Source organism: Bythopirellula superficialaquae (assembly GCF_059632245.1).
This window is the reverse complement of record NZ_CP197426.1, coordinates 1926906-1953612: the sequence shown is the minus strand read 5'-3', so window position 1 is coordinate 1953612 and position 26707 is coordinate 1926906. Positions and strand designations below refer to the sequence as shown.

Here is a 26707-nt window from a genome sequence, read left to right as displayed (position 1 = left end):
CCGGCAACATGATAAATTGACGCTTACCGGCAAGATTACTGTATCATCCGCGAATAGCACCCGACAACTCCCGAACCTCCCCGAGATGAACCATGGCTCAAGCAACTCAAACCCAACCGGCCCCCGCTGCTCAGAAGAACATGCAGAAGTATTTGGATAAGGCCGTCGACGTGCTCGAGAAGTTCGGCCTGTCCAAAGACGAAGAGGTCCCCGCCGAGCTGATTCGCTTGCTCGAAGAAGTCCGCCACATCGACGAAGCCAAGGCGTTGGCGATCGCCAAGACCGTCAAGCACATGAGCACGTTCAACAAGCTTGTGCGCGAGAACGTCGAAAATATCAACGTGGGAAATCGGTTCCTCGAAATCAGCCAAATGTTCGATTCGATCCGCGAAGACTCGAAAAATCTCATCGGCCAGCTCGACGACGGCAAGCTCGGTGTTAGCGAGAAGCTCGCCAATTTGTGGATGCGTCTCCAGCGCGGTACGCCTTACGCGCGATTTGAAAAGATCGTCGACGTCTACCGCGACGTGTGCGCCGACACCAAGGATCAACTCAATCGCGAGCAATCTATCATGGACGGCTACATCGATTTCCGCTTCGCACTGAAAGAAGCCGAAATCCTCAGCCGGGAATTGCTCGAAGCTCAGCTGCCGCATTTGGATAAAGCCAAGCACGCGCTCGCTGCCTCGCAACAAGCGGTCGACGATCACAAGGGCGATGAAAGCACGCTGGGCCGCTTGGAACTCGCCCGCGACGAAGCCCGCAACGAATTCCAGAAGCAGGATCGCTTTTATCAGCTGCTCAAGGACATTTCCGAAAACCTGTCGATCGGCTACGACGTCGGCGAAACACTGATCACCAAGCTCAAACAAACGCACGACGTGAAGGACCAAGTCTATCGCCGAGCGGTGACGTTCTTCACCACGAACGAGCACGTCTTCACGATTCTTGGCACGGTCTACACTTCGCAGCAGGGATTGCATGAAGCCACGGAATCGACGGAAGCCTTGAAACGGGGCGTGAACAAAAGTTTGGAAGACGTCGCGGAGCTCGGTCGCGAATTGGAGCGGGCCGCGCTCAAGGCGGGCTACGGATCAACGATCGCCGCTGAATCGCTGGAGAAACTAGTCACGGCAATTTCGGATTACCAAGTCGACTCGCTGCAAATGATCGCCGAGCTGCGCAAGGAAAGCGAAGAGAACGCCCGCGAAATCCGCCGCGTGGTCGAAGAAGGCAAAAAACGCTACCAGGAATCACTCGCGCGTTTCGCCCGCGGCGAAGAGATATAATCAGCGCGCGTGGCGAGGAAGTCTAGTTAGCCGGCAGCGTCCCGCTGCCGTGCCACCCCACCCCTCAAAACTTCACCCCCACCGCCTTACACAAAAACGCCATCAACGGCTTCGCCGTACGAAACGCTTCCACGGTTTGATCGAGAATCGACGGCTCGAACAAATCATCGTGCGCCAGCCGATAGATACCGATAAAGTCCTTCCGTTTCAGATCATCAATCAGCGGATGATCGCCCGAATAGCCTTGCGGCGGGCGGCGAAGACTTTCCCCCGAAAATTCAAACTTCGCGGCGAACGGCTTATTGGCTTTCGCCTTCTTCCATCCAGCCGGATCGTCGTCAATCGCTTCGCGTATCCCAGCCAGCGCATCGGACTCTGGGTGCCAAATCCCCGCGCCGAGAAACACGTCGTAGGGATCCACGTGAAAATAAAATCCCGGCGCGTGAACATCTTTCCCCGCCGCGTGGCGGAAATGAATTCCCAAGTTCGTCTTGTAGGGCTTCTTATCCTTGGCGAACCGAATATCGCGATGAATCCTCATCAGCGAGCCGCCCACCTTCTTGGGAACCGCCACGAAGTTCGGCGAAATTTTGCGCAAAGGTTCCGCCATGGCCGCGATGAATTCCAACGCCGGCTCGCGGACATCGTGTTCGTAGCGATCTTGGTTGGCTTTGAACCAAGTGCGGTTGTTATGCCGCGAAAGGTCGGAGAGGAATGAAACCAACCCTTCGGGGAAACCGGGGAATTTATGTTTGGCCATGGTGAGAATCCTGAAGTTAAACCCCAGCCGGATCGCCACGCGGTCCAGGATAATTGGTCTAGTGTGAATCAATAACACCCGGAGGGCGTGGCCCTCCGGCTAGGTTGTTGTGTAAATCTCATAACTTCTTGCGGCGAGCTGTAGAGAGTTTATCCCGGAAAAGACGATACCAAAAGCACGACCCGACCCCCCTGGAACCGCATGAGGCGGTCCATTTTAACCCACCCGCAAGGCTTGATGCCACAACCGGCACAGGCCCGAAAGTTTAGCAGGTCCATGGATGGACAATGCTCTACGTCAACTTGTTCTCGTGATGCTGCTGCTGACCTCGACGGTCGGCTGCGGGCTCAATACGGCCGTCCTCCAAAAGGGGGGCAACAACCGTCACGGCATTCTGCTGAACTATTCTTGCGGCGCCCATCCGTGCGACCCCATTGATCCCACGAAGCCGACGATTGTCATCACGCACGGCTGGAACCCACTTCCCAACAAGATTCGCACCACCTTTGGTATCGCGGGGGCCAACGCGCTTAAGTGCCGTTGCGGCGATAGCTACAACATCCTGAGCTGGGACTGGAACGCCGTTAAGATTTCGCCGTTCAATGACGAACCGATTCGTATTGGTCGCCAGCAGGGTCGCATGATGGCCTCGGCTTTGCGCTGCCGCGGCGTGAATCCCCGTTGCACGCAAATCATCGCCCACAGCTTGGGAACGGTCGCCGCCGCGCAATGCGCCGCATGTTTGAGCGATCGCGGACCAGTGGCACAACTGACGCTACTTGATCCGCCCACTTCGATGCACGAGGAAATCTTCTGTAAGCTCGCCGCCACTCGGCATGCCTGCGTGGTCGAGAATTATTGGTCGCCAGGCATCAGCGGCTACGGCGACGAGGCCAACTATCGCGGCGTGCGCAACTACTCCGTTGAAGGAGACAACCCCATTCGCGGCATCCTCGACTTGAGCCTGTCGAACCACGTCGGCGTGATGCGATGGTACTACGACACGATGCGCTGCCCGTCGATGCCCTGCGGCTTCCAAAACAGCGTGTTCGTCGATTGCTGCGGCCGCGCAGGATGCCTCTGCCCCGGTTGCGTGGAAGGCGAATTCATCGGCGTCCCCACGGAACCGCCGGTGCCGCCAAGCGTTGAAGAACCCGAACTGGCGGAAGAAATTCTATAACCTCGGGTGGCATGCCGTCGTACTCGTGGGCGTGTATGAAGCAATGAGGGACATGCCCACGTCGTACCTCCGAGGGCATGCCACACAAATTATCCGGACTTCTTACACGTCCGACCTCAAAGAGGTCAGCCACAGTCATGCCCAAGACCGACGACCGCGAAGGAAGCGAGTTCACAATCCTCGCGGAGTGGTTCCGCCGCCATCCGTGCGAGTTAGAGCAAGTCGTCGACTTTGCCGCGGCGCGGAAGCGTTGTGCTACGTTCTAAAATTTAAAATTTCCGTTAGCCGCGACGTGTTGCAAAGCAACGCGGAACGAGCCAACCCGTGAGCAAATTTTCTCTCCTAAATTGGCCAACGCCGTCAGCTAAAATGAGCGCGTTAGTTGTTGACCCCCAGTGTCTATCCCAATTCCTGGCCACATCCAAAAACTATTTTTCTCCAATTCGCGCGTTCGTGAATCGCGCTGAAAAGTTGACCACGTTGGACAACTTGACCATCTTGAAATGAGAATTCACAACCATTGGCACAAAGAAAGACCTTGCACACCGCGCAGCTTATCGCGACGCCTGCGTGGGAATGAACTGCTGACGGCTTCAATGAGCTTCGGCCATCGCCACGTCGGCTGGATCGCGGAAGCGGTAACCGATGCCGCGGACCGTTTGAATCAGGTCGGCATGGGCTTCGAGCTTTTTGCGCAGAGCGCGAATATGGACGTCGATGGTTCGCTCCAGCACGATCGCATCGTCGCCGAGAGCCACGTCGATCAACTCCGCCCGCGAGAATGCTCGCCCTGGTTGCCGCACGAAGGCCGAGAGCAAACCGAACTCGCTCGGCGTGAGATCGAGCGGCTTGTCGCCCACGGTGGCCCGATGCCGGCGGCGGTCGATCATGATCCCTTGGCTGACCATGACTTCGCGGTCAGCATGGCCTTGTTCCTTGCGGCGCAGCAGAGCGTTGATCCGCTGGAGCAGAACCTTCACGCTGAACGGCTTTGTAACGTAGTCGTCGGCCCCCACCGAGAAGCCAATCAGCTCGTCGCTTTCTTCGGAACGAGCCGTCAGCATCAAAATCGCGAGTTCCTGCGTGGCGGGATCAGCCCGGAGCAGGCGGCAGACTTCGATACCGTCGATCAACGGCAGCATCAGGTCCAGTACGATCAAGTCGGGACAATGCTGCCGCGCTTCGCGCAGACCTTGATGGCCGTCGCGAGCCAAATGGGTTTCGTAACCTTCTTGGCGGAGGTTGTATTCGAGCACCTCGCCCAGCGAGATGTCGTCTTCCACAATCAAAATGCTTGCCTTGCCCATAACTGCCCTAACTTTCAGACTGCTCTTCGCGAGAGTGCCTTAATCCATCCGATAGAACGACAGGTCTTCATGACGATGTCGGGCGATTTCGCCGTCGACGAGATAAATCACGTCCTCGGCGATGTTGGTTGCATGATCGGCAATCCGCTCGACGTGCCGGGATGCCGAGAAGTATTGCCAAGCGGGTTCAATTTCCGCGGAATTGTTGATCACCAAGTTCTGAAGGTCGTCGATCGTTTGACGGTTGAGTTCGTCGACTTGATCATCACGCAAGCAAACTTCGTGAGCGAGTTCCACGTCGAGCCGTACGAAGGCGTCCAAGGAATCGCGCACCATCGACATGGCAACTTCCACCATCTCATCCAAGTGCGTGGGAAACAGGAAGTGCGGAAAGTGCATCAGTGCCTGAGCCCGCTCGCCCAGATTCACGGCCAGATCGGCGATGCGTTCCAAGTCGCCGTTGATTTTGAGCACCGTCGCCACGCGCCGCAAATCCACCGCGACCGGCTGATGCAACGCCAACAACTTGAGGCATTCTTCCTCGATCAGCACCTCACCCCGATTGACGGTGTCTTCGTCCTGCAAGAGGAGGGGGATCAAGTCGGTGCGTTGCTCGGTGATCGACTGGCTCGCGCGGAGGATCATCCGCTCGACGATCGACGATTGCGCGAGCAAGTTTTGCTCCAAAGCTTCCAAATCACGACTGAGATGTTTCGACATAAATGCCTTTATCAACCAAAACGACCAGTAATATAGTCTTCGGTACGCTTTTCCTTGGGATTAGTGAACATTTCGGTGGTCGGCCCGACTTCGATCAACCGGCCTTCATAGAAAAAAGCCGTCTGGTCGGACACGCGGGCCGCTTGTTGCATGTTGTGCGTGACGATCACGATTGTATAAGTGTCCTTCAATTCGAAGATCAGGTCTTCAATCGCAGCGGTCGACTTGGGATCGAGCGCCGAGGCCGGTTCGTCCATTAACAGAACGTCGGGATCGGTCGCCAAAGCCCGTGCGATGCAAAGCCGCTGCTGCTGACCACCTGAAAGTTGGAGTGCCGAGTCGTTGAGCCGATTTTGAACTTCGCTCCAGAGCGCGGCCTGTTGCAGGCACTTCTCGACGATCTCATCCAGCACGGCGCGTTTCTTCACACCCGCCACGCGGGGGCCATAGGCAACATTTTCGTAAATCGATTTGGGGAACGGATTGGATTTCTGGAAAACCATTCCCACCCGCTTACGCAATTCCACGACGTCGGTGCCGCGCTGATAGATGTCGATGTTATCAAGCAGAATCTGACCGCGGAGCGTCGTGTCGTCGATCATGTCGTTCATGCGGTTCAGGCAACGCAAAAACGTGCTTTTGCCACAACCGGAAGGACCGATCAACGCCGTGACGCAATGCTCCGGCATGTCGAGGTTGATATCATGCAAGGCATGGTGCGACCCGTAGAAAAAGTTGACGTCGTGCGCAACAACTTTTTTCGCTCGCCGCTCGAGGTCTTCTTTTTCATTGGTGGTCACAGGCCGCCGTATGGGGGAAGCCGACACCCGGATCGGAGTTCTTGGAGAAGTCGCTTCACTCATCGGTCGTTCCTCTTCGTCCATAACCATTAACTCAGGCGCGATTGACTCAGGGGCCATCATTTTGGTTCTCGACTTGAACTACTGAATTAATTTTACCACAAACAAACTAAGGTGGGTTTACCAGCGGATTTTCTTGCTAAACCGCTGCCGCAGGATCACAGCGACGGCGTTCATCAAAATCAACACCGTGAGCAAGACGACAATTCCCGCCGCGGCGAGCTGATGGAATTCTTTCTTGGGCTGGTCGGTCCAGTTGAAAATCTGCAAGGGGAGGGCACTGAACTCGTCGGTGAAGATATTCTGAGGCGTGAAAGACACATAAGTCGCGGCGCCAATGGCCACCAGCGGTGCGGCTTCACCCAACGCACGGGAAAGCGCCAGAATCACGCCAGTCATAATTCCTGGCAGCGATGCGGGTAGCAATTGATACCAAATCGTTTGCCAGCGCGTGGCTCCCAAGGCGTAGGAGGCCTGACGGATTGTGCTGGGAACTGCTCGCAACGATTCCTGCGCCGCCAAAATCACAATTGGCAACACGACCAAAGTGAGCGTCAACGCTCCCGACATTACGCTTCGACCGAGCATCATCATTCGCACAAACAAACCCAAACCGAGAATACCGTAGACAATCGACGGCACGCCGGCGAGGTTCGCGATGTTGATTTGGACCAAAGTCCGCCAACGACTGGGCGGAGCATATTCTTCCAAGTAAATCGCCGCGCCGACGCCGACCGGCACCGAGAACAACGCTGTCAGTCCTATGAGATACAAGCTCCCCACGAGCGCAGCCCAAATGCCGCTATTGGCGGGCTTCATCGAGGGCCAACTCGTCAGGAACTTCCAAGAGAGCGACTCCCAACCAAAACTCACGACGTTCCAAAGCAACAACCCTAGCACTGCGATGCACAAAAATGTGCAGAAACCGCACGACCAGGCAAAGAGCGTGGAGGCCAATTTTGCGTATGGCCGACCGTCAGAATGTTTGGAAATGCTCATTCGTATTTCTCGCGAACTCGCGTGAGAATCCATTGGGCAAACAAATTCAAAACCAGCGTCAACATAAACAACGCCAAGCCCACGGCGAAGATCGTGTGGTATTCCTTCGAGCCGGCAGGCGTATCACCTTGGCTGACCTGCACGATATAAGCGGTCATCGTCTGAATACTTTCCAGAAAACTGAACGTCATATTGGGAGTTGAACCCGCTGCCAAGGCTACGGCCATCGTTTCACCGATAGCTCGGGCGATTGCCAAGAGAAACGACGCCATGATGCCTGACATCGCCGCGGGAACGACGACTCCGGCCGTGACATCCAGCTTGGTTGCCCCCAAGGCATAGGCTCCTTCACGGAGCGAGCGGGGTACCGAACGCAACACGTCTTCGCTGATCGAAACGATGGTCGGCAAAATCATAAAGCCGACCACAATACTGGCATTCGCAGCGTTAAACAAATCGGCGCTGGGGAAAACCTGGCGAATCAGTGGCGAAACAAACACCACGGCCAAATAGCCAAAAACGACCGAGGGAATACCAGCGAGGATCTCCAAAAGCGGCTTCACAACGTCGCGAAATCCGCTTGATGCATATTCACTTAAGAAAATGGCGGTCCCCAATCCAATTGGAATGGCGATGATTGCCGATCCGGCTGTCACCAACAGCGTGCCACAAAACAAAGGCAAGATGCCGAAGTGGGCGGGCTTCAAAAGCGGTGACCATTTCGTGCCCGTCAAAAATTCCCAAACTGAAACTTCGCGAAAGAACTGGAGCGATTCGACAAACAAAACCAACACGATACCGACGGTAGTGATGATCGAAATGGCTGCACACCCAAATAACAGAGCATGCAAGATTAACTCGACGGCAGCGCGAAACTTCGCGCCCCCCGTCGAGCCATCAAGTTGATTGATCTTGGTTGTTACAGAGGCCATAAACGATTCCCGTCGCTCAGGTGCCGTTTTTATCTGATTTGGGCAACGCCTCGGACAGCACCTTATCGCTTTCAGCGGCAACTTCGTCGTTAACAGGAACGTAACCGACTTCGGTCGCCGCTTTCCCGGCATTCGCTAAGTAGAATTTCACGAACTCGGCGACTTCAGGTCGTTCCAGTGACTTCTTGTTGACGTAAATCATGAGTGGCCGTGATAGAGGAGCGTAGGTCCCATCGCGGACGGTCGCTTCACTCGGAACGACGCATTCACCGTCCGCTTTCACACCGAGCAATTTCAGCTCGTCTTTGTTTTCCGCATAGTAAGCAATACCGAAGTAACCTAAAGCACCCTTGTCGGCGACCACGCCACGGACCAACGCATTGTCGTTCTCGCTCGCCGTGTAATCTGGTCGGCTCGCGCGGGCTTCTCCGCAAACCACTTCGGTGAAATAGTCAAACGTGCCGGAGTCCGTTCCCGGACCATAAAGTTTTAATTCTTCCTCAGGCCAATCAGGATTCACATCGCTCCACTTGGTGACCGTGCCGTCGCTTTCCGGTCGCCAGATGTTTTTCAGTTGCTCGATGGTGATACAGTCACACCAATCGTTCTCAGGATTGACCACAACGGCCAAACCATCGAAGGCAACGACCAATTCCAAGTAGTCGACCTTATTCTGTTTGCAGGCTTCCTTTTCCGAGTCGGTCATGTGCCGCGAGGCATTGCAGATATCGATATCACCGGCGGAGAACTGCTTCATGCCGCCGCCGGTCCCCGAAGCACGTACGGGAACCTTCAAATCGGGGTGATCCGCACGGAAACTTTCCGCCACGGACATGGAAATCGGGAAGACGGTGCTGGAGCCGTCGACGCGAATACTTTGCGTGGTGCTGGATTCACCACAACCAACTGCTAGCACCACGGCCATCATGACCGGGGCAGACAATGCCCGCCAATTCGAGAGAAACACCACGTTGCCTTCCTCATTAGTTTGCGTGGATTTCGAGAACTCAGTCCCGGTACTGTAGCCGTATTGTGTGAAGGAAATGTTAAGAATCGCAGAGTCGGGGATGTGGATTCACGCGAATTTGAAAAGCCAGCAAAAACTGGCGGTTTAAGAGATTCGGGGAGCGAGGGAAATCTCCGGTTAATTATTCGGCCCTAACGGCAATCTCACGGCAAACACGCTCCCCTGGCCGGGCTCACTTTTTACGGAGACGGTACCCTCCATGGCCTGGCAGAGGTGTTTGACGATGGCCAGCCCCAGACCGGTTCCGCCCAACTCCCGGGACCTCGCCTTATCAACTCGATAAAACCTCTCGAACAGGCGGCTATGGTGCTCGGGCTCGATCCCCACGCCGGTGTCCGCCACTTCGATCACGGCTTCATCAGCTTCTTCGCGACCGCGAATTCTGATTGAGCCCCCCTTGGGAGTGTATTTGATCGCATTGTCGATCAAGTTCCCTAAAATTTGCAGTAAGCCTTCTTCATCCGCCCGCACCATCAGTGGGCTGTCGGCTACTTGATTCTCGATGGTCAAGCCATTCGATTTGGCCCGCTCCTCGTGATCGATCAAGCAACGAGCCACCACCTTCTTGAGCGGCAGGTTTGTGATGTCAAGAGTCGCTTGTCCCGATTCAATCCGAGCGAGGCTCAACAAATCGAGGATCAATTCGTGGAGCCGTGTGGCTTGATCATCGATACGACTGAGAAAGTGCCGCGCATGCTGAGGATCTTCGAGCGCTCCATTGAGCAGTGTTTCGGTGTAGGCCTTGATCGAACTGAGCGGCGTCTTCAATTCGTGAGACACATTGGCGACAAACTGCTGACGCAATCCTTCAAGCCGCTTCAGTTCAGTGACGTCGTGCAACACAAGCACCACACCGGGCGTAGGATTGCCGGCCAGCGGCGTGGCTTGCACGTCGAGCGTCAGCATCCTCTTTCGTGATTGCCAGGCGATCTCGCCCCGCACGGTTTGTTGATTCGATCCAAGAGCTTGCTGGACGATCTCGCGAAGTTCATGGCTCCGCACGACTTCCAACAAAGGCCAGCCTTCGACTTTGTCGGGGGCAAAACCCAATTTCGAGCCAGCGGCCACATTCGCGAACAGCACATGCTGATCGCTGTCAACGGCAATCACCCCTTCGACCATCCCACCAAGCACGGTAGTCTGCCGTTGCACGCTTTCACGTAATTGAGCCTCGCGTGAGCCAAGTTCGCTGCTCATGCGTTCAAAAGAACGGGCCAACATGCCGAATTCATCGCTGGAATTCACCCGAATTCGCTGGGAATACCTCCCTGCGGCGATCCCTTCCGCGGCGTCAGCCAATTGAGTGAGCGGGCTCACCAATTTTTTCGTAAGCCAGTACGTGATCAACAATCCTAAGAGTCCCAGTGCCAGACCAATGGTCCACACCAAGCGGCGCATCGCATCGAGTTGTCCTTGTATCAAGCTTGCTGGCAGGGCCGTGCGGACGATGCCATCGTTTTCATCTCCCTGATTGATCGCTATTGCATAGTAGTAGTATGCATCGCCAAGAGTGGGGCTATTACGCCGCGTCGTTCCTTCACCGGCACGCAAGGCTTTGACAACCTCCGTACGACTGCGATGGTTCTCCATCTTTTCAACAGCGGTCAGATTCTCCTGAGCGGAGTCCGCCAAGACTTTGCCGTCGGCCGCGATAATGGTGAGCCGCATTTCTAGCTGCTTACCCAAGTCGCGAATTTCGTCTTGAAGTTGCTCTGAAGGCTTGGATGGTAAACGGTCTGCGACGTGATCCCGCAATAAGATACCAGCGTCTCTCAAGCGACGATTGGCCTGTTCGATGAGCTGGTCGCGCTCCCAGGAAGCAATCGAAGCGGTCGAGGCAATGATTCCCAGCAAAACCAGACCAGCGTAAGCGAGAAACATCCTCCAGAACAATTGGCTGGTCCGCATGAATCAATCGCTCGGCGTCAACAAAAAAGTTGGATTTAGGTATATCGAACGTCGCGGAATTGGGGCTCGAAAAACGCCGGCAGCAGGGCATCCACTCGTAAGAGTCCTTGCCGTGTCAATTCAACGCGTGTGTCACTGATAGTAACATAACCCGCCGCCTCGTAGTCTTGCCATGCCTCTTGCCATTCGTCGACGATGTTGCAGCCAAATTTCTGTTGGAAATACGCCAGATCGACATAACCTTTCTTGAGCTGCAAAATCATTTCGCGAATCAAACGCTGCTCGTCTGTAAGACGCAATCCGCGCCCTAATGGCAATTGGCCGGCTTCCAGAGAACCACAATAATCGTCCCACTCGGCTCGATTTTGATAATGAACGCCCGATACATGGCCAAAACTAGCGATACCGGTGGCAAGCAGGTCGCTTCCCCGCCACAAGTTGTCGCGGTAGCTGAAATTTACAGCCGTTGGGTTCTTTACCATGGTGTAAGCGCTGGAAACGCTGTAACCCGCCGCGCTGAATTGGTCGAAGGCCCAATCGACCCACCGTCGTTTCGTTGGCCAATCGGCGACCGGCGTTTCGATTTGATTGCCTAAAATGTCTTTGGAGTACACGGTGTTGAAGGGCAATTCCATCTGGTAGATGGTCACACTGTCGGGATCAAGCTCTAAAGCACGCTGCACGGCATACTTCCACTTCTCGTCAGTTTCGCCGACCATGCCTGAGATTAGATCAATATTCGTGTTGGAAAACCCCGCGGCTTTGATCCAGGGCCAAGCCTTATCAATTTCCCCCGATTCGTGGGCACGACCGTTGTCGCGTAGGATTTCGTCGTCAAAATGCTCAACTCCCAAGCTCAAGCGAGTCACTCCCAACTCGCGTAGCGTGTGGACCTTGGCTTCGCTCAGCGTTCCGGGTTCACACTCAAAAGTCACCTCTTCAGCATGATCCCAGTTGATGTTCTCCTTCAAGCGATCCACCAAGCGTGTGAGCTGCTTACCGCTGAGAAAGGATGGAGTTCCACCACCAAAGTAAACAAATCGAAATGGCCGCTCCCCCATCACAGGCAGTTTGCTTACTAACTCTATTTCCTGCGAAAGAGCACTCACATAGCGTTCGACTTCACCGGAATTCTTATCGGTGAATACTTTGAAATAACAAAACTTGCACCGCTTACGACAAAAAGGAATATGCAGATACAAACCCAAGGGCACATCCGCCGGCGGGCTTTCCAGCGCCTCGCGCACGTCGACCAATTGCTCGGTCGTCCATTGGGAGAACGGCGGATAATTGCTGACAAAGTAGCTGCCAACTTCAGTTTTGACGGTATCGGTTGCCATGGATCTTGACCGTTCTATTTTTTGCCGAAGCAATACAAGGTGCCATCGGTATTGCCAATCACGAGTTTGCCATCGGCAATCGCGAACGAAGCCTGAAAATCGCCCCCCGCCTCGTAATTCCACAGTTCCTCGCCCGTATTCACATCAACGCGATGAATCATGCCGCGCTTGGTGGCTAAAAATGCCGAATCCCCTGCGATTACAGGCGAGCTTTCCACATGGCTCCGGACGGGAAACGTCCACGCCAACTCACCACTGGCAGGCTTGAGAGCATACGCGAGTTTCCCCTGAGTGCCGTAGACGGCAATGCGCGAATCAACAGCCGCAGCACTGTGAATTGGATCAATATTCTCGTCATCCAAATACCGCCATGCGATCTTCATATCCTTACTGTTGATCGAATAAAAGCTGCCTTGCTCCGTGCCAAACAAAGCATGGCCATCGAACATCGCTGGAGTCGAACCCGTGGGGCCATCGATATCGACTCCGTCGACTTCCTTACCCGTTGCCACATCGACGGCATGAACGCGTTCATCACAACCGGCCAGCAACACTCGACCATCAACGACCGTCGGCCAACAACGCAACGGCGCCTCGATTTGAAAATGCCATTGTTGTTTGCCTGTTTCAGCATCTAACGAGATCAATTCTCCCGCCTCGGTGGTCACCAGCACACGCCCATCGACGACATTGGGGCCTGCATAAGCTTCACCCTTGGCTTCGTATTGCCAAAGCTCCTTACCATCTTTGGCGTCGAGCGCGCGAACAATGCCATTGAAATCTCCGACATAGAGTCGGCCATCATGAAATGCCGCGCCGGCGAGAAACCCGCTGTCTTCAAATTTCTGCTGCCAAACTTCGCTGCCATCGCTCAAACGATACGCATAAAAACCGCCATCGACGTCGCCCAGATAGATAATCCCGTCGGCGATCACGGCGGTCGCTTCAAAGCCGGTGTCGGGAAGGGTCTGCTTCCAAACAACTTCAAGTTCGGCCGGCAAATCTTCTTTCACCGCTGCGGTCGCTAAAGCATCACCACGGCAGAAAGGCCAATCCCCACCTTCAGCACGGAGGCTGCACAGGCTCAGCACGATCAGAACAATCGCGAATTCAATACGCTGCTTCATAGAGTTTCAACAACTCGTTGCGATCCACGGGAATTGGGTTAAAAGTCGCGGTCCACTGACATCCGGCGGCCTCGGCCAAATAAGAAAGTCGCCCCCGTTCGACGCCACATGCTTCTAGTTTATCAGGCAAGCCCGCCTCTGTGGCGACATTCCTCAGGAACCCCGCGAGTTCTTCGGCACCACCATGGGGACAATTTGGTTCGTTGTCAGTCGTGGCAAGCAGTTCCCGGTACCACGCATCGCATTCTTGACCATTGAATCGTACCACGTGTGGTAACATCAGAGCGACCGCTTCACCGTGGGCAATCCCGTAAGTGGCCGTCAACGGATTCGCGAGTGCGTGCGCCGCACCAAGCATCGAATTCTCAATGGCAGCTCCCGCCAAGCAAGCTCCCAATTGCATCTGTCCCCGCGCATCCAAATCCTTGGGCTCCGCGAGCACGCGCAGATAATTAGGTGCCAACGCTTGCCAGGCCCTTTGACTGTAGTCACAAGAAACTTCGTTTCGTTTCTTCGTGACATAAGTTTCCACCGCATGCGACAAGGCATCAAAACCGGCCAGCGCCGCCACGCGTGGCGGTTGGGTCACTGTTAACTCAGGGTCGAGAATCGCCACTCGGAATGCGGCCCGCTTATCTCCACAAGCCATCTTCACATGGGTTTCAGCATCCGAGATCAACGCGAACGATTGTGTTTCACTTCCCGTCCCCGCAGTGGTTGGCACGGCAATCATTGGCAGCAACGGCCCCGTGGCCTTGCCAATACCCCAATAATCTTGCATCCGCCCGCCACAGGAAAAAAGGAAATTGATTCCTTTCGCACAATCCATCGAGCTGCCGCCACCAAAGCCGACGATTAAATCCGGCTGAAATTCTCTGGCAATCGCCAGTCCCGCTTCGACGTTATCGGTTGTGGGATTCTCTTGTACGCCATCGAACAAGCGAAACTCAAGATTAGCATCAGTCAGACTATCAATACCACGTCCCGTATGGCCGGCAGCGATCACACCGGGATCACTGACAACAAAGACTCTCAGCGTTTCCAACTCGCGCGCAAACTCGCCGAGCGTTGCCACTTTACCAGCGCCAAACTCAACCCGCGTCGCCGATTCAAATTGGGCTGGGGTCATAAGTCCATTCATGAGAAATCAGGGTGGGTGACATTCTCACTGCGACACTTGCAGCGCTCGATTGCGATACAAGAATTCAATAAGATTGCCTTCGTGGGGTTGGAGCCAATCCACTTGGGGTGTAGGAATTGGCCCAAGATTCAAGCGGTCGATATGCGTGGCCGCGATCAAATCGTTGCGGAACGATGCATCATTTGTAATCGCGGTGCCCACTAAGGTGGGGCCAATCGCGGCGAGCATCTCGTTTTGCGGGCAACGTACGACGCTCACCATGGGAAACATATACTCGACATTCGCGGCAGGCGACTCGGGACTTTCACACTCCAGCACCGTGGGCCGCAGATAGTCGCAGGTCTCACGCTGCACGAGGCGTGGACCGTAGCTCGCCGTAGCGTGCCGAGCGGAGCCATTCTCAATAAATTTCTCTAACGATTTCCACACAGCCGGCGCGACATTTGGCGTTGTGAACGCAGCCAATCCTGCCAACGGATCATCAGGCGGGAGCACGTCGATGGGCCCTAATTTCTGGGCCAGGGTATCAGCAATTTCCTTCGTGTGCCGTGAGGCATAGATGCTCGAACAATTTATGCAGCTTCGCCCACCGTTGCGATAAACACTGTCAACCATCATATCAATGTACTGCGGCCAATCATCTACGACGTCGTCGCCCAGCAAAATCTTGCTGTAACCGGGTCCGTGAACCTGAACTTGAGGATTGCCGGCATATTGTTCGATCGTTTGTGGCCCGCCAAAGATCATGCTCCGTCGGCAACTCGCGAGCAGTGCGCCGCCAAGTTCTCCACCAGGGCCGGGATAAATCGAAATCGCTTCGGCCGGAATGCCTGCAGCAGTCATTGCTGCCGCGACGCGATAAGGTGTCCAAGGTTCTTGCGAACCAGGCTTCAAGGCGAGCCCAATCTGGAGTGCGATCACCGGCAGCCAGAGTGTATGAACGCCCGGAGAATTTGAGGGCAGGACGGCACCCAAAGCATCGGTTTGCGCTTGGTAGCTGACAATTACTCCCCGGCCTTCATCGCCATAGCCGCGTGCCAGAATATCTAGATCTAACCCGCGCGTGAGAGCGGCCAAGATCTTATCGATGTTCTTTAGCACGAAAGCGTTCTTGGTGATGTTCCCTTGCACCATCGCGATCGGCATGCCCGTGGTCGCCGAAGTTTGGGCCACAAAGTCAGCAGGAGTTTGCTGAGAATCTCCCACGGCCAGAGTGCCCGTTTCAAAAAGTTCACCGGCTCGTTGAGAGCGCTGGATTAATTCCGCAGGCGATAAGGCTCGCAAGGCCTCCCGCGCTTTGAGCGATTGCTTCGCATCGCGACGAATGATTCCCGAGCCAACCGTGTTGACCTTGGCCACGGTTTCACCCGTCAGAAAGTGCTTGATTTCTTCGATCTCAAGCGATTCGTACGGCTGGCCCCATCGGATAGCTGGCAGAGTAATCATTGATTCGTTTAATCTCTCAATAAACGCCTACGGTCGTGCTTTCCGCCAAACGATGGAAAGGCCGCACTCCGCTCACGCCATCCCAGGGATACTGTACGCAGGCGGGTTCGCGCTCGCCTTCATCGCGTTCCAGAAATCCCGGAACGAAGAATTCTTTCGTGAGCGTCGTTAATTTCACGCGGCCGGTTTCGCCGTATCCCACAATGCGATCGGTTTCGTCAAAATCAACGACCTCGATCACAGCGCGGGGTTGTGGGGCGTGGTATGTGATTTTGTAGCCGTTCTCTTTGCTCACCAATTCGCTGCAGGCCAGACCCATCAATGTGTTACCGTAAGTGGGCGTCATATAGATTCCGCTCACCTCGGGGGGACCACCGAAGAGTTCTTCAACACAAAATTTGGTCCATTGTGGGGTGAACTCCGTGCCGCCGGAAAAGATACCCGTGATTCCCATGTCGGCCAGTGTTTTGCCACGATCTTCAAGTTCTAGGCACAAAGCTTCGATCAACTTTGGCGTCCCAAACATGCACTTCACGTCGTGTCCTGCGGAAAGAATCGTGATTGCTTGCTCGATACAATGTTTTTTATAAGCTTCGAGATGCTCCATCCAACCTTTTTTGATGAGCTTGATCACCCAGCGAGGATCGAGATCGATGCAGAAGCAAATCCCACCGCGATGCTGGGCCAAATGTTCGACAGCCAGGCGCAAGCGACGCGGACCCGATGGCCCCAACATGAGCCAGTTACTACCTTTAGGAAAATATTTGTCGGGCAGTGTTTCACTGAACAATGAATAGTCGGTGCGGAAATCGTCGATCGCAATGCGACTCTTGGGGATGCCCGTGGTTCCGCCCGTTTCAAAGACATACACCGGCTTATCGGCCAGACCTTTCGGAACCCAACGCCGTACCGGCCCGCCACGCAGCCATTCGTCTTCAAAGGAATCAAACTTCTTGAGATCCTCGAAGCATTTGATGTCTTTGAGGGGATCGAATTTCAACTGGGATTTCTTTTCCAACCAAAAAGGACAGCCCGTTGAATCGTGAAAATGCCAAGCCACCATTTCCACGGTATGAGCATCAAGTTTCTCACGTGCCGAGGCAAACGATTCAGCCGAAACTGCGATAGGCGTAGTCATGAGGCGGGAGAAGGCATGTGGAGTAGGGGGAAGCCCTCCGCAAAGCAAGCTCATGGCCACAACCGTTCAGGTCCATGCATGTTCCTGCTCATTGGAAAAGGCGCGTTGCCAAACGCACCCATAACCATATCCGACCTACCGGCGCATGGCAACGGGCAGGCCAACTCGACTAGTCCTGCGACTTCGCGTAAGCGCGGGGTTTTCCCGCAATAACAATGGTGTGGTCGACTACGCCAGGTCGTCGGCTTGATTGGCCGGAGCAGGGGAACTGCTTAACTGCGCAAGCACTTGAATCACGCCATTAAGATGAGCGAGCCGAGGGCCGAATCGATCAACGAACTCGTTGAGCATAAACTCGCCGTCGGCAAGTTCATCAGCGGTATCGTTGATCTCGTCGGTCATGCGTTCCAAGTATTCCACTTGAACGCGGCTAAGAGCTTCGGCAGCATTGCGGCAGGCTTCCGCAAGTCGGGGATTGGCATTCCGCCATTGGTGCAATTCCTGAGCACGCTGCTTTTGCTGCGTTCCCATCACGCAGACCAACTCTTCCAGAATTTCATTGGTGCGATCCTGAGCGGCTAAAACTTCCCGCAATAGCTCAGCATGTTCAACGGCACCTGTCGACGAAGCACGACTCGAACTCCCAGCGCTTACGTCCACCTGGGTGAACATCGCGGGAATAGAATGACTTTGAGACATCGAAAAATCGTTTCCTTTCTCTGGATGCGCGAATTGCATCCCTCGCAGATTAGTTGCCCGCCACGGCGAGCGTTGCCCTTGCGAATATCCTCTGAATGAAAGTTTCCTGTGGTGTTTCAGCCGCTGCTAATAGTATGAAACTATTAATGCCACGGAGAATGCGCCCATGAAAGCACCACTCGCCCAGGAGGACTTGAGGCGACCCCACTTGATCGCAAGCCGCTGCCCGGGCTATAGGACCTATTCTAATGGAACTTGAGAGAATTTCTAGCGATTGGCAACTAATTCCCTCATGAAGCGTGGGCTAAAGTTGGGCCCCCGTTGGTCCCGATGAGGGAAACGCGAATCAGCCTTAACGGCTAGTTGGCATGCAGCTTGATTGCCTCCTTGCGATTTTCCTCCTAGCTGGTCACCAAAGTGTCTAAATCGTTGCCCGCCATTGGCTTTCTCACAGCCCTGGAAGACTCCCAACACGGCTTCTTCGGGGGGTACCTCGTACTCTCTGAATTAGGCCGTCCCTTGGAATTTCATTGCAGTACACCCGTTATGCCTAACCAGGCTCAGCGAATTTTGTACGGCAAAACCTTAGGGGCCTATGTGCTGGGCGATCTGATTGGGCAAACTTTGCTGACCAAAAGCCAGCTACCAGTGCAAGCGGTCCTCACCGATCAACGCGAGATGCTTGGTCTCACATTGGTCCGCGATGAAATCATAATGTGTGTCGAATCTGCCGATCGTGCCGATGAAGACCTAGAGAATACGACGGCGATTCCAAAATTTATGCTTGGCAACTATCGCTTGTTTGGATCAGCCACGTGTATTTGGCAACCAACCGAGCAGCAGGAAAAGTTGCACAACCTGGCATCGCACGTCGATCTTGCCGAGCCTTTCGAACGGATTCGAGAAGCCATACGCGAAGCCCAGCGCGTAACTGATAACAGCACGGATGAACGCCATGACCTTGCCGATGCCGCTTGAACCGCAAGGCGATGCGCATAAACGGCCGGTCATTCATACACTTTCCGGCGAAGCCCTGCGCTTGTCATCAGTCTCTACAAACGAGCTTGTGAACAATCCATTCGTAATAGAAGCTCCTGAATGCGTCTCCTTAGATTGCGCGCTTGAAGAGCTGGCCGCGATCTCGGTCCCGATTGCGTTCCCCAAACTCAAGATCGTGAGCGTACTCTTTCCCGCGGGGAGTGCGGCCTTAGCCAAGGACCAACCTGAGCCAGAAAAGAAGCCGCTCGTCGCTAAGCCTGAACAGCAAGACGTGCTTCCTCTTGTTCAATCGATCAGTCCCGCCCAGCAGCCTATCGGGCCATTGTTTCAACTTACGACTTGCACCCGCGTTCGCCCACCTCGCGATGTCGTAAAGCTCGAAGACCGGCTGTACTATTTATTACAACCGCCGCTAGAACAAATCTTTGCCAGCGAAACTCTTGATTTTCCGTTTCGTCCCTTCAAATACCAATTCGACGGCGTGGCGTTCCTCTACCCGCGTCACGAAGCGGTCCTCGCCGACGAAATGGGACTTGGCAAGACGATGCAAACTATCGTGACCATGCGTCTCTTGTTCCAGCAAGGTCACGTACGACGCGCCGTTCTAGTCTGTCCCAAACCGCTTGTCACGAATTGGCAACGAGAATTTGCTCTGTGGGCACCGGAACTTCCACTCACCGTGATCGAAGGCAAACAATCCCGTCGCGAGTGGCTGTGGCAGAATGTCAAAGAGGGTGTACTGCTTGCCAACTACGAAACACTTGTGCGCGATCGCGAGCATTTGCCTCCCGCGGATGAACCCTTTGATCTCGCGGTGATCGACGAATCGCAGCGGATTAAGAACCGCGCCAGCACCACCAATGAAGTGGTCTGCTCGATTCCCCGCCGACGCAGTTGGGCACTCACCGGCACGCCGATCGAAAATAGTGCCGACGATTTGCTCGGCATTTTTGAATTCGTCTCGCCCGGCTGCCTACAGCCACAGATGAAAATTGCCAACATCCGCAAATCGGTGAGCGATTACGTCATCCGCCGCACAAAAGATCAGGTACTTACCGACCTTCCCCCCAAGATGTTTCGCGATGCCGAAATCGAGTTGACCGCCGACCAGCAAATCGCCTACGAGATGGCCGAAAAAGAAGGGATCATTCACCTCACCGAATTGCGTGAATCCCTCACGATTCAACATGTGTTCGAACTGGTGATCCGTCTCAAGCAAATCTGCAACTTCGATCCGGCCACGGGTGCGAGTGCCAAATTCGACCGACTCGCTGTTGATCTCGAAGAGTGCGTGGCTAGTGGTCGCAAAGCGATTATCTTTAGCCAATGGGTCAGCACCATCGACCAACTCCGCGAACGGCTCAAACATTTTGGACCCGTGGAATATCATGGACGTGTTCCCTCAAACAAGCGTGACGCCGTGATCAACACGTTCCGCGACGATCCCACGAAGCACATCATCCTGATGAGCTACGGCGCGGGGAGCGTCGGGCTGAATCTTCAATTCGCGGGCTATGTGTTCTTGTTCGACCGCTGGTGGAATCCTGCGGTCGAAGACCAGGCCATCAATCGCGCGCATCGCATCGGTGCCACTGGCCCCGTGACGGTCACTCGCTTTCTTGCCACGGGCACGATTGAGGAACGCATCAACCGCGTGCTCGAAGAAAAACGCGAGCTCTTCAACGCCGTGTTCGACGGCGTGCCGACAGCAAAGCTCGGACTTTCGCGCAAGGAGATCTTCGGCCTGTTCAACTTGCGCTTCCCCGGCTCGGACAGCCTAGAGGAAGCGGCGTAACAGGGTATCGAGTGTTTGTTCGATCTCTGCCACCTGTGCCGACGTTATTTCCTCTGCACCTTCAACCTGCTCAAAACCGGTCCATTCTAATCGGACAGGCCAGTTGCGCAGCCCCGCGGTTTCATTCACGCGCTGCAGAATTCTCAAACCCCAGAACGCGCCGAACGCTTCGCGAAATTGAAGCCACCTCTCGGTCTGTTCTGGCAAAAACATAGATTTCAAAGGAGAAGCGGTGCGCAGAACGGCAATAAAGATTATTGCGCTGACAAAGAAGACAACCGCTATAAGCAACCCACCATTTGGTTGCGGCAGCCCAAGAAAGCCGCTGAACAGAATACATTGACCGGTAATCACAAACACGTTTGCCAACGAATTTCTGGTCGGCATGTAGTTCAGCATTCCCACAATAATGAGTGCCACAATAAACAACTTCCAGGGCATAAATAATTCCAAGCGCGGTCCCGCGGGATTGGCAAATGCCTGCAGCGCCGGCCAGGAAACGATCAACCACAGCGACAGCACGATCCACTGCCAGCCACGATCCTGCGGCCGCTTGGCCCCCAGCACCGCAATCACCGGCGTGAGCGTGCTGGCCGCGGCGACAAACCGGGCTACCGACATCCTCAGCGATTCCTCGCCACGCATTTCCGCACAAGCCAGCAGACCTAAACAGGCGGCTGAAATCGCCACCCAAATGCACGGCGCGGCGAGCGTCGTCCCACGCCACCTTCGCCAGCCGTAACCAGCGATTCCACATACCACCAACGCCATGACGCCGGCAACGACATTCGATTCAACCGTTAAAATTGACAACATTTTGGAGGACTTATCAGCTTAATCCGGTTGTTTCGGCATCGAAAAGTTTAGTGATGGTAAAACCTGACCTGTGGCGTTTGCTCAACACGCTGTTCTGACCCATGATTCGGCAGCGAGACATTGTTCGTCATTGTCAACGCCTCCCCAAACCTACACAACCCACCGGTTCATACAATGCGCTCCCCAGCATTTTTGAGTCTGTTGCTTCTTGGCTGCTTTGCGGCCCAAGCCGACGCCCGGTTGTTTTGGCAAACTTACGGCTCGGTTGTTCCCACGCCCGAGGGCGGTTGCACTTGGAACGCCAACAGCGACTACTTCGTCCCTCGCTATTGCAGCACCTGCCGCTACGGACTTTATAGCCCTTGCAAGCGCGATTGCACGTCGTCGCCCGCTTGCCGCCGCTGCCATGCCCACTATCCCGGTTATTGCAGCCCCTATGGCTGTTTTCATTATTGTTGGCGAAATCATGTGTACGCCCGCAAGTGCGGTTGCTGCCCCGTTGCTTACAACGGCCCCTACCGAACTGGCTGCGGACCTTGCTTGTGCGAACAGGGTTGCCCACCCGGTTGCCTCGCCGTCATGTTCTGTGCTCGTCCCTATTGCTGCCGCCAAGGTGTTTGCGGCGGTTGCCAGGGGGGCATGTGCGGCAATGGGATGTGCCAAGGCGATGTGATGAACTACCACGTCGCGATGGCCCCAACCGACGGTTGCTACGACGGCCAATGTCCAAACATCCAATGCCCCGACGGCAACTGCGAATACCTCCCCAACATCGAATCCAGTGAGTACCAAGTCCTCGGCGCGATTTCGCTTTCCGGCGATCCGCTGTTGAGCAGCTTGCAACTCGGTGCCGGCATGCCTTTGCTGCCCGGTCAGGTTCAGCCCCAGGCCGGACCAACCGTGCTCGAGAATCCTTTACAACACATCCTGCCCAAGGCCCAAATCGATCCGCAAACGCCGATCGACGGCAATCCCGCCGCCCCCGAATACATCCCCTCGGGCAACGACATGATTCCGCAAGGGACCTTGCCGGCCAACAATCATTAACGTCCAAAGCCCGCTTCGGCGGGTAGTCTGTGCCGGTTTCCTCGCTGCGAACCTACTGGGGAGTATGGTTCGCGGTGGGAGCCGGTGATTTGTGGGCGGGCTCTCTGTGTTGGAGAGCCCGCCCGATTTTTTTGGCGTTCGCCGCCCTGTTCTCATGCCGTTTCGGTGGCAACTCTTCGCCAATCCGAACTTCTTACCAACAAGCTACCACCGAGATAATTCGGCTATAGCTCACCGCCGGTCGTGGCCGATACTTCCTGTATAACGATAACGGGAGGGCGAGACACGGCGACGTGTTTTGCTTCAGGATAGAGGTCAGTGCAAGACGACGGATCGGCTTGCCCTGACCTTTTTTTGTTGTGGAATTGACGTTAGCCGCGACGTGTCCGGGCACCGACGCGCAGCGTTGGTCGGCGACGCAGAGCGCGTAACCCTCTGCAATTCTTCTCCCCTTCAACTTGTCCAACTTTGCCAAGTTGCTTTCTGTTGGCGACCCTCGTTTTCTTCGAGAAAAACGCCAGCAAGCCATTTTTTCACAATTCCTGCCATCCCCTAAATTCAAAGATACGGGGGCTTTTACAGAAGAATAAACAGAAGAATCAGTCCCATTTTTTTCTTGATTTGGAAGACTGATACAATTTTTTCCATCGGTTTGTGGCGTCAACGTAAAATCGAACCAATGCCCTTTACCAATTGCCTTGGGGGTATAACCGAGTGATTCAATTGCTTGTCCGATTTTCCTAGTGTTCAACGGTTTAAGATTGTTCAACTCACACCAGATTCGATAACTCTCATTCAATTCAGAGCGAATTCCCTGCCACTTATTTTTCAACACCTCATCATAGAACCGCTGGAAGTTCTCTTGCTTCTCTTGGCGTGATTTAACGCGGTAAGCCCCCTTTGTTATTACTCTGATTTCCAACTTCTCATTTCTAATCTTGATAGATTGCCAAGCTAATAATGTCAGATTCTTATTTTCGACAGGATGAATCACACACTCTTTCAATCCTAATCGTTTGAAGAGTCTCCCGCTCATATTTTGTGATACTGGCTTTATGCCTTTGTTTTTGCACCATTTCAAGTAGTGATCGTAATGAGCTTGTTTTGATATGCGATAATCTTCGCTGCATGATTCGATGCATTCTTCATAGTAGGATTGAATGCTGTTATTCCCGCCAGTATCTAAAGTGGGTCTTTCTTTGAGATATTTTCTAACTAGCCCGCAAGAGATAAAACCCCCTTTTGTTGTTTTGAATCCTTCACTTGTGACCGCTTCACTAATCCTATTTATTGCATAACCAGATTTTCTAAGTTCGAGGATTCTTTTGATTGCTTTTTCGTCAATATGCTTTTCAAGAACTTTTGCACCACGGGCAGAATACAATTTCGCACCCATCAATTGAACGAAGCTGGCAATATCTTCTGCGAACTCCTCCATATCTGACTTTGATTCATTGTTTTCGATCACAACAACTTTTACATTGTGAATCTCGCACAGAAGAGTTACTAGCTCCCCACCTATCCGGCAGAGCCTATCCTTATAATGTAAAACGAGTATTCCCCCATCGAATTTGTGAGAGGTAATATCTCGAATCATTTTGACAAGCTGGGGTCTTTTGAAGTTGAGGGCAGAACCAACTTCTTTATAGACGATTGGCTTTGTTCCGTAATTTTCTTCACAGAAGTTTTCTACAGCATCCACTTGGCGAGATAAGCTAGTTTCTTTGCCCTGAGAAGCCCCACGATTTTGACTTGAACTTGAAACGCGACAATAGCTCAGTAGCTTGCCAATTTCACTACATTTTTCGCCTGCATTCTCTTCGCCCGTTAGGGCTAGAATACTGCTTCGCAAGAATTTTCTCTGTCCGTTTTGACCTATCCGATATGCCTCAACTTTCCCTTGCTTATGCCATGCTCTGAGAGTATTGGGATGAATCGAGAGCAATCGACAACTCTCCGACATATTGAGATATGCCCTTTGGTACGTACAATCGACGCTAGCCATAGCAACTCCTTTGAAGTTGTTGTTGGTTAGGGCTAGTCGGTCGTTGCAAGCTTCCGGCTAGTCCGCTTAAAAATTCAATAATATAAAGAAGAATTAGGGGGCTTTTGAACCAATTCCCCCCACAATCAAGAATCTCCTTAATGGATGGATGAGGAATTTTTTACCCTAAAATTTTCCACTGTATTTGTTTGCGAATTGCCCCCCTTTGTTCTTCTTGTTGTGAATTTCTCAATTTCTGACTTCCAATTGAATTGCATTGGAATTGACAGCGGATTAAAGGGTATTGGTAGGGTTTTCTGTTGAATCCCCCCCCTTTACATTTTTTTCATATTATCTCTTCATTCTTGGCGAGATTCGCCGCGAATCTAACAAGGTGGTTTTAGAAGTTGGGTATCTCAAACTCAGCGATTCAAAATCACCGAGTAAATCAGATTACCCTAGCAGTATATGTGAAGAGTGAGGAATCAACTCTTCCAACTTGTCCAACTTGGCAGACTTTTGTGCGCACTTTTGAAATGATTGTGTTTTTTTTCATCGTGTTTGTCATCTGTCTAGACCTCCGGCGTGGCCAGGACTGAGGGTGTAAAGCCTCCGTCCCTCGAATGGGTTGTGAATTATGTAGGCCGGAACAAGTCGTGCGCAGTTCCGGCATGGTCCCGGTGCTGGTTGTACGTTGCCGGAACTGCGCACCGCTTGTTCCGGCCTACAAGACACTAACAATAAGACCCCATTATCGTGATTTGCGAGCGCAATGCCACAACGATTTTTGGCCAGTTGGAAGTTGTGAGTTTCGAGTCGCGAGTAGCGTGTACTCGTAACTCGTAGCCCGCTACTCGCAACTCATCAGCCACGAAAAACACGACATGGCACAAAAAGAATTGTTGACAAAGGAAACACCCCCATGAGCCCAAACGCGCTAGCGTGGGGTTCTTCGACGCAGCAGCAGACTATGAACTCCCAGAAGTAGTCGAGCATCACAAGAAGCTTCCAGCGAGTATTACTCAACTTCTTGTTAAGACTTATTCTGATTCCGAATCATCTAAATGTTGATGTGTCTCGAACAAGAACTTAGCAAGAACGCATGCAGCTCCTGCAGCCAATCGGGCATGACGAGGCGACAGGCCCTTGTGACGACCATCATGACCATGTCCAGTACCGTAGGAATTACGAAGTTCTGCAAGACTTTGCGTGATCGTTGCTAAATTACTAAGCAACTTTCGGATAGTATCAGCTGCCCTAGCAGATTCGGGAACATTAGCTGGAACTAGTTTCAACTCTGCCCGCGTCTGTTTTACTAGATCCATTAGTTCTGACTTAGGATCGAACTCAACTCCTCGATCAGAAAGTATCGTCTTGCAAACGGTCTCAACCAATTCTTTAGCTGTTCCAATTGCTAGTCGTGGATCGGAATCAACTTGATTCTCGATACGTTCAATCTGTTGCAACATATAAGGCGAGTCGATTGCTATCGCATTCGCCTTAAGCGATGCAGCTGCAGTGAGCGACCCTATGGGAACAATTTTGCCTTCTTTATATACATAGCCGTCGATCTGAAGGCACGCTATTAAAGTCCGGTGTGTTTTTTTGGCGTCTTCTCCGTAATAACCATTGTCAAAGTTCTGTTCTAAATCAAAGAGAGCATGTGCGTAAACATTCAGAAACTTACGAACGTCATCGTAGTTAGCAAAATTTATTGTCGCATAGTATTGCTGAACAAGACAACGTCGCTGACCACTATCGGATGGCTGACAACTATAGTCACACTCTATACCTGCGTCTTCAAACGCTTGTTCAATAATGCGCAGAGTGGTCCCAACAAAATATTCCTGTAACTCTCGGCGGGTCTTCTTACTGATTAATTCAGCAATTGATGTTGATCTGGCTACCATGTTTACCTCGGATCCTTTTGGTCAGGACACCCAACATGATAACAGGTTCAATGTAACTATCTCAACAGAGCGGTACGAAACAGGCCATCGGTAGTCAGAAGTGGGGAGATGGTTCAAGGGTTTGATATACCCAGAAATACGATCATCTCCCGCACGTGACTAAGACTGGATTCCCGCCTGCGCGGGAACGACGATGGCGGCTGGAAGCCACCACTACGAGAAAAATGCTTTGATTACTCCCCCCGCTTACGCGGGAGGCTCGCCGTACATCCGAGGTCGGAGA

Annotated in this window: 23 protein-coding genes; 6 read left to right on the top strand and 17 right to left on the bottom strand. The window is 53.5% G+C overall.

Translation table 11 applies throughout. The features are described from left to right. The first annotated feature begins 92 nt into the window (after positions 1-92). On the top strand, positions 93-1289 hold the full coding sequence (locus SH678x_RS08035; RefSeq protein WP_496922378.1) for a cell surface protein: 1197 nt from the start codon (positions 93-95) through the stop codon (positions 1287-1289). 64 nt (positions 1290-1353) lie between these two features. Here SH678x_RS08035 and SH678x_RS08030 read toward each other — a convergent pair whose 3' ends face one another. Beyond that, entirely contained in the window at positions 1354-2049 is a 696-nt protein-coding gene (locus tag SH678x_RS08030; RefSeq protein WP_496922377.1) for a DUF2461 domain-containing protein, read from the bottom strand. Between the two features lie 280 nt (positions 2050-2329). On the opposite strand from SH678x_RS08030, the gene SH678x_RS08025 reads away from it, so the two are divergent. Together SH678x_RS08025 and SH678x_RS08020 are read left to right on the top strand one after the other, a co-directional pair. Next, positions 2330-3229: an alpha/beta hydrolase family protein gene (locus tag SH678x_RS08025; protein ID WP_496922376.1), complete on the top strand. Its 900-nt coding sequence runs from the start codon at positions 2330-2332 to the stop codon at positions 3227-3229. Between the two features lie 137 nt (positions 3230-3366). After that, positions 3367-3495, top strand: a complete 129-nt coding sequence (locus SH678x_RS08020) for a hypothetical protein (protein WP_496922375.1) — start codon at positions 3367-3369, stop codon at positions 3493-3495. Between the two features lie 327 nt (positions 3496-3822). On the opposite strand, the gene SH678x_RS08015 is transcribed toward SH678x_RS08020, so the two are convergent. The 13 genes from SH678x_RS08015 to SH678x_RS07955 all read right to left on the bottom strand — a co-directional run bounded on the left by SH678x_RS08015 (position 3823) and on the right by SH678x_RS07955 (position 17873). After that, positions 3823-4536 carry a response regulator gene (locus SH678x_RS08015; protein ID WP_496922374.1) on the bottom strand — a complete coding sequence of 238 codons (714 nt, stop codon included), beginning with the start codon at positions 4534-4536 and terminating at the stop codon, positions 3823-3825. A gap of 39 nt (positions 4537-4575) precedes the next feature. Then, on the bottom strand, positions 4576-5256 hold the full coding sequence (phoU, locus tag SH678x_RS08010; protein ID WP_496922373.1) for a phosphate signaling complex protein PhoU: 681 nt from the start codon (positions 5254-5256) through the stop codon (positions 4576-4578). A gap of 11 nt (positions 5257-5267) precedes the next feature. Next, the gene (pstB, locus tag SH678x_RS08005; RefSeq protein ID WP_496922372.1) at positions 5268-6179 is read right to left on the bottom strand and encodes a phosphate ABC transporter ATP-binding protein PstB; all 912 of its coding nucleotides are present in this window, start codon (positions 6177-6179) and stop codon (positions 5268-5270) included. Positions 6180-6236: 57 nt separating this feature from the next. Then, positions 6237-7115: a phosphate ABC transporter permease PstA gene (pstA, locus tag SH678x_RS08000; RefSeq protein ID WP_496922371.1), complete on the bottom strand. Its 879-nt coding sequence runs from the start codon at positions 7113-7115 to the stop codon at positions 6237-6239. Then, positions 7112-8047 (bottom strand): phosphate ABC transporter permease subunit PstC, encoded by a 936-nt coding sequence (gene pstC, locus SH678x_RS07995; protein WP_496922370.1) that lies wholly within the window; start codon positions 8045-8047, stop codon positions 7112-7114. The genes pstA and pstC overlap by 4 nt, the downstream gene beginning before the upstream one ends. A gap of 16 nt (positions 8048-8063) precedes the next feature. After that, positions 8064-9014: a PstS family phosphate ABC transporter substrate-binding protein gene (locus SH678x_RS07990; protein WP_496922369.1), complete on the bottom strand. Its 951-nt coding sequence runs from the start codon at positions 9012-9014 to the stop codon at positions 8064-8066. Positions 9015-9191: 177 nt separating this feature from the next. Then, entirely contained in the window at positions 9192-10982 is a 1791-nt protein-coding gene (locus SH678x_RS07985; protein ID WP_496922368.1) for a HAMP domain-containing sensor histidine kinase, read from the bottom strand. A gap of 35 nt (positions 10983-11017) precedes the next feature. After that, on the bottom strand, positions 11018-12322 hold the full coding sequence (locus SH678x_RS07980; RefSeq protein WP_496922367.1) for a coproporphyrinogen-III oxidase family protein: 1305 nt from the start codon (positions 12320-12322) through the stop codon (positions 11018-11020). Positions 12323-12336: 14 nt separating this feature from the next. Further along, on the bottom strand, positions 12337-13449 hold the full coding sequence (locus SH678x_RS07975; protein ID WP_496922366.1) for an outer membrane protein assembly factor BamB family protein: 1113 nt from the start codon (positions 13447-13449) through the stop codon (positions 12337-12339). After that, positions 13433-14578, bottom strand: coding sequence for an iron-containing alcohol dehydrogenase (locus SH678x_RS07970; RefSeq protein ID WP_496922365.1), 1146 nt, complete (start codon positions 14576-14578; stop codon positions 13433-13435). The genes SH678x_RS07975 and SH678x_RS07970 overlap by 17 nt, the downstream gene beginning before the upstream one ends. A 36-nt stretch (positions 14579-14614) precedes the next feature. Next, positions 14615-16036 carry an aldehyde dehydrogenase family protein gene (locus SH678x_RS07965; RefSeq protein WP_496922364.1) on the bottom strand — a complete coding sequence of 474 codons (1422 nt, stop codon included), beginning with the start codon at positions 16034-16036 and terminating at the stop codon, positions 14615-14617. A 16-nt stretch (positions 16037-16052) separates the two neighbouring features. Next, positions 16053-17174 carry a phenylacetate--CoA ligase family protein gene (locus tag SH678x_RS07960; RefSeq protein ID WP_496922363.1) on the bottom strand — a complete coding sequence of 374 codons (1122 nt, stop codon included), beginning with the start codon at positions 17172-17174 and terminating at the stop codon, positions 16053-16055. 228 nt (positions 17175-17402) lie between these two features. Then, on the bottom strand, positions 17403-17873 hold the full coding sequence (locus SH678x_RS07955) for a hypothetical protein (protein WP_496922362.1): 471 nt from the start codon (positions 17871-17873) through the stop codon (positions 17403-17405). Positions 17874-18290: 417 nt separating this feature from the next. Here SH678x_RS07955 and SH678x_RS07950 point away from each other — a divergent pair, with 417 nt between their 5' ends. Together SH678x_RS07950 and SH678x_RS07945 are read left to right on the top strand one after the other, a co-directional pair. Then, complete coding sequence (locus SH678x_RS07950; RefSeq protein ID WP_496922361.1) at positions 18291-18851, top strand: hypothetical protein; 561 nt, start codon at positions 18291-18293, stop codon at positions 18849-18851. Then, positions 18829-20667 (top strand): DEAD/DEAH box helicase, encoded by a 1839-nt coding sequence (locus tag SH678x_RS07945; protein ID WP_496922360.1) that lies wholly within the window; start codon positions 18829-18831, stop codon positions 20665-20667. Before SH678x_RS07950 ends, SH678x_RS07945 begins: the two co-directional genes overlap by 23 nt. On the opposite strand, the gene SH678x_RS07940 is transcribed toward SH678x_RS07945, so the two are convergent. Then, on the bottom strand, positions 20650-21312 hold the full coding sequence (locus SH678x_RS07940; RefSeq protein WP_496922359.1) for a hypothetical protein: 663 nt from the start codon (positions 21310-21312) through the stop codon (positions 20650-20652). The genes SH678x_RS07945 and SH678x_RS07940 overlap by 18 nt on opposite strands. A 345-nt stretch (positions 21313-21657) precedes the next feature. Here SH678x_RS07940 and SH678x_RS07935 point away from each other — a divergent pair, with 345 nt between their 5' ends. Further along, on the top strand, positions 21658-22530 hold the full coding sequence (locus SH678x_RS07935) for a hypothetical protein (RefSeq protein WP_496922358.1): 873 nt from the start codon (positions 21658-21660) through the stop codon (positions 22528-22530). A gap of 193 nt (positions 22531-22723) precedes the next feature. Here the strand turns inward: SH678x_RS07935 and SH678x_RS07930 are convergent, their stop codons facing one another. Both SH678x_RS07930 and SH678x_RS07925 read right to left on the bottom strand, forming a co-directional pair. After that, positions 22724-24475, bottom strand: coding sequence for an IS607 family transposase (locus tag SH678x_RS07930; RefSeq protein WP_496922357.1), 1752 nt, complete (start codon positions 24473-24475; stop codon positions 22724-22726). A 1079-nt stretch (positions 24476-25554) separates the two neighbouring features. Continuing rightward, positions 25555-26424, bottom strand: a complete 870-nt coding sequence (locus SH678x_RS07925; protein ID WP_496922356.1) for an abortive infection family protein — start codon at positions 26422-26424, stop codon at positions 25555-25557. Positions 26425-26707: the final 283 nt, after the last annotated feature.

Coding starts and splice junctions, on each gene's coding strand:
- SH678x_RS08035 (WP_496922378.1), top strand. CDS start 93: ATGGCTCAAGCAACTCAAACCCAACCGGCCCCCGCTGCTCAGAAGAAC.
- SH678x_RS07925 (WP_496922356.1), bottom strand. CDS start 26,424: ATGGTAGCCAGATCAACATCAATTGCTGAATTAATCAGTAAGAAGACC.
- SH678x_RS07980 (WP_496922367.1), bottom strand. CDS start 12,322: ATGGCAACCGATACCGTCAAAACTGAAGTTGGCAGCTACTTTGTCAGC.
- SH678x_RS07960 (WP_496922363.1), bottom strand. CDS start 17,174: ATGACTACGCCTATCGCAGTTTCGGCTGAATCGTTTGCCTCGGCACGT.
- SH678x_RS07970 (WP_496922365.1), bottom strand. CDS start 14,578: ATGACCCCAGCCCAATTTGAATCGGCGACGCGGGTTGAGTTTGGCGCT.
- SH678x_RS08025 (WP_496922376.1), top strand. CDS start 2,330: ATGGACAATGCTCTACGTCAACTTGTTCTCGTGATGCTGCTGCTGACC.
- pstA (WP_496922371.1), bottom strand. CDS start 7,115: ATGAGCATTTCCAAACATTCTGACGGTCGGCCATACGCAAAATTGGCC.
- SH678x_RS07965 (WP_496922364.1), bottom strand. CDS start 16,036: ATGATTACTCTGCCAGCTATCCGATGGGGCCAGCCGTACGAATCGCTT.
- SH678x_RS07985 (WP_496922368.1), bottom strand. CDS start 10,982: ATGCGGACCAGCCAATTGTTCTGGAGGATGTTTCTCGCTTACGCTGGT.
- SH678x_RS08020 (WP_496922375.1), top strand. CDS start 3,367: ATGCCCAAGACCGACGACCGCGAAGGAAGCGAGTTCACAATCCTCGCG.
- phoU (WP_496922373.1), bottom strand. CDS start 5,256: ATGTCGAAACATCTCAGTCGTGATTTGGAAGCTTTGGAGCAAAACTTG.
- SH678x_RS07975 (WP_496922366.1), bottom strand. CDS start 13,449: ATGAAGCAGCGTATTGAATTCGCGATTGTTCTGATCGTGCTGAGCCTG.
- SH678x_RS07945 (WP_496922360.1), top strand. CDS start 18,829: ATGACCTTGCCGATGCCGCTTGAACCGCAAGGCGATGCGCATAAACGG.
- SH678x_RS07955 (WP_496922362.1), bottom strand. CDS start 17,873: ATGTCTCAAAGTCATTCTATTCCCGCGATGTTCACCCAGGTGGACGTA.
- SH678x_RS08030 (WP_496922377.1), bottom strand. CDS start 2,049: ATGGCCAAACATAAATTCCCCGGTTTCCCCGAAGGGTTGGTTTCATTC.
- pstB (WP_496922372.1), bottom strand. CDS start 6,179: ATGATGGCCCCTGAGTCAATCGCGCCTGAGTTAATGGTTATGGACGAA.
- pstC (WP_496922370.1), bottom strand. CDS start 8,047: ATGGCCTCTGTAACAACCAAGATCAATCAACTTGATGGCTCGACGGGG.
- SH678x_RS07940 (WP_496922359.1), bottom strand. CDS start 21,312: ATGCGTGGCGAGGAATCGCTGAGGATGTCGGTAGCCCGGTTTGTCGCC.
- SH678x_RS07935 (WP_496922358.1), top strand. CDS start 21,658: ATGCGCTCCCCAGCATTTTTGAGTCTGTTGCTTCTTGGCTGCTTTGCG.
- SH678x_RS08015 (WP_496922374.1), bottom strand. CDS start 4,536: ATGGGCAAGGCAAGCATTTTGATTGTGGAAGACGACATCTCGCTGGGC.